Annotated in this window: 1 protein-coding gene; it reads left to right on the plus strand. The window is 66.5% G+C overall.

Going from position 1 to position 1,402, the window contains the following annotated elements; genetic code table 11:
* Positions 1-560: 560 nt before the first annotated feature.
* The coding region (locus ACGFIZ_RS34245) for a reverse transcriptase domain-containing protein (RefSeq protein WP_393427456.1) at positions 561-1,402 on the plus strand (842 nt) is incomplete at its 3' end.

Raw genomic sequence — 1,402 nt, forward strand, 5'->3', positions numbered from 1 at the left:
GTGAAGCTGGCGGCAGCCTGACCCCGGAGGTGCGGGGAAGGGTGGGAAGCAGCCGCGACAACGACGGGACGTGCCGGTACTACCAGACGGCAGCGGGCCCGGCTAGCGAGGCGGGTAGGTGTAACGCGAGTGAACCAGTGGTTGAACCTCCGTAAGGGTGGAACCGGCTCAAACCTGGTGGATAGGGGCCGGGCAGTAGTACGCGACGCTCTTGGTTGTGCGTGGGCGTCGACTCCTGGTCCGGAGAGTAACTTCGGAATGGAGGCCATCGGGGAAGGCCTGCGGCGTACCCGTGGCGAGGCTACCGGGGCAAAGCTGGGCACCGCCCCCGCCGATCGGAACGCAGTGAACACGGGAACCGTCCTTTGGTCGCCCTTCCCGCCGCCCGGCCAGGGCGGTGGCGGGCAGGTCCACCGTCGGCTGACGGCCAAGGGACGGGGCGGAGTCGTCGTAGTAGTCGCGGGAGTTACGCCCCGCCGTGGAGAGCGGGAAAGCCGCTTGCAGGGCGAAGGACGACAGCGAGTTCGCAGCCTTCGGGCTGGAATGCCAGGAGCACGCCGGTGAATATCGACGATCCGTGGCCGACGCTGGATGAGGCGGAGGCACAGGTACTGGAGATCCAGACGAAGCTGCACCGGTGGGCCCTCGACGGCCCGGACCGGAGGTTTCATGATCTGTACAACCTTGTCTGGAACCCGGCGGTCTTGCTGGTGGCATGGCACCGGGTTCGTTCCAATCGAGGAGCACGATCGGCGGGAATCGACGGGTTACGGCCCAAGGATCTCCCGCCTGGGCAGAGCCTGTTCCTGTTCAAGCTCCATCTGGAGCTTCGGGCCAGGGCGTTTCAGCCTCTGCCCGTCCGGCAGCGGCGGATCCCCAAGCCCAGCGGCAAGAGCCGGGCGTTGGGTATCCCCACCGCGAAGGACCGGATCGTGCAGGCAGCGCTGAAGCTGATCCTCGAACCCGTCTTCGAGGCGGGCTTCAAGCCGTGTTCCTACGGCTTCCGTCCTGGAAGACGGGCCCAGGACGCGATCGCCGAGATTCACCTGATGGCCTCCAACTCCTACGAGTGGGTGCTGGAAGGCGACATCACGGCGTGCTTCGACGAGATCGACCACACGGCCCTGATGGACCGGGTGCGCCGACGCATCGCCGACAAACGCGTCCTGGCGCTGGTGAAGGCGTTCCTGAAGGCTGGCGTCCTCGCCGAGGACGACATCCTGCGCGACACCCGCACCGGCACCCCGCAAGGCGGCATCCTCTCCCCGCTTCTAGCCAACATCGCCTTGTCGGTCCTGGACGAACACGTCATGGCCGCATGGACGACGTTCGGCAAGAACAACCAGGCCCGCAGCTACCGGCGACGCAAGGGGCTGCCCACCTACAAGATCGTCCGCTACGC

Source organism: Micromonospora sp. NPDC048830, assembly GCF_043198215.1.
Classification (GTDB): Bacteria; Actinomycetota; Actinomycetes; order Mycobacteriales; family Micromonosporaceae; genus Micromonospora.